The 1,777-nt window shown below is 54.2% G+C and carries 2 rRNA genes; both read right to left on the reverse strand.

The features are described from left to right. Positions 1–9 precede the first annotated feature (9 nt). Positions 10–126 (reverse strand): 5S ribosomal RNA (gene rrf, locus AC6EH9_RS20015). Between the two features lie 140 nt (positions 127–266). Further along, a 23S ribosomal RNA gene (locus tag AC6EH9_RS20020) occupies positions 267–1,777 on the reverse strand; the annotation flags it as partial.

Here is a 1,777-nt window from a genome sequence, read left to right on the forward strand (position 1 = left end):
TGAAGTGTTGTCCGGCGGCGTCCTACTCTCCCACAACCTCTCGATTGCAGTACCATCGGCGCTGTGAGGCTTAACTTCCGGGTTCGGAATGGGACCGGGTGTTTCCCTCACGCTATGGCCGCCGTAACTCTGGCGAACCCACCAACACACAATACTCGTGTGGTGTGTTCAAACTTGTGAGCACATATTCACTTGAAGATTATTCAAGATAATGCACAGTGGTTGTTGTTTCAAAACCGCACAGTGGACGCGTAACATCATTGGAGTAAGACAAGCCCTCGGCCTATTAGTACCGGTCGGCTAGGCATTACTGCTGTACACCTCCGGCCTATCAACCCAGTGGTCTACTGGGGGCCTTACCCCACAATGTGGGTGGGAAACCTCATCTTGAAACGTGCTTCCCGCTTAGATGCATTCAGCGGTTATCACTTCCGAACGTAGCTAACCAGCCGTGCCCCTGGCGGGACAACTGGCACACCAGAGGTTCGTCCATCCCGGTCCTCTCGTACTAGGGACAGCCTTTCTCAAGTTTCCTACGCGCGCGGCGGATAGGGACCGAACTGTCTCACGACGTTCTAAACCCAGCTCGCGTGCCGCTTTAATGGGCGAACAGCCCAACCCTTGGGACCTGCTCCAGCCCCAGGATGCGACGAGCCGACATCGAGGTGCCAAACCATCCCGTCGATATGGACTCTTGGGGAAGATCAGCCTGTTATCCCCGGGGTACCTTTTATCCGTTGAGCGACGCCGCTTCCACATGCCAGCGCCGGATCACTAGTTCCGACTTTCGTCCCTGCTCGACATGTCTGTCTCACAGTCAAGCTCCCTTGTGCACTTACACTCGAAACCTGATTGCCAACCAGGCTGAGGGAACCTTTGAGCGCCTCCGTTACATTTTAGGAGGCAACCGCCCCAGTTAAACTACCCATCAGGCACTGTCCCTGATCCAGATAATGGACCTAGGTTAGACATCTAGTACGACCAGAGTGGTATTTCAACGATGACTCCACACCAACTGGCGTCGATGCTTCAAAGTCTCCCACCTATCCTACACAAGCCGAACCAAACACCAATACCAAACTATAGTAAAGGTCCCGGGGTCTTTCCGTCCTGCCGCGCGTAACGAGCATCTTTACTCGTAGTGCAATTTCGCCGAGTCCATGGTTGAGACAGCGCCCAAGTCGTTACTCCATTCGTGCAGGTCGGAACTTACCCGACAAGGAATTTCGCTACCTTAGGATGGTTATAGTTACCACCGCCGTTTACTGGGGCTTAAGTTCTCAGCTTCGAAGAGTTACCCCTTCTAACCGGTCCCCTTAACCTTCCAGCACCGGGCAGGAGTCAGTCCGTATACATCGTCTTACAACTTCGCACGGACCTGTGTTTTTAGTAAACAGTCGCTTGGGCCTGGTCTCTGCGGCCATCACCGCTTCCACACGCAAGGTGTGTAACGGATCCGGCCCCCCTTCTCCCGAAGTTACGGGGGCATTTTGCCGAGTTCCTTAACCATGGTTCACTCGATCGCCTTAGTATTCTCTACCTGATCACCTGAGTCGGTTTGGGGTACGGGCGGCGCATAGCTCGCTAGAGGTTTTTCTCGACAGCATAGGATCATCCACTTCACCAATTGGCTCCCCATCAGGTCTCAGGCTATATGTGACGCGGATTTGCCTACGTCACGCCCTACACCCTTAGCCGTGGACTACCATCGCCACGGTTGGACTACCTTCCTGCGTCACCCCATCGCTTGACTACTACCGGATCGGTTCATGCGCTA

It is taken from the genome of Nocardioides sp. Z21_20 (genome assembly GCF_059766585.1).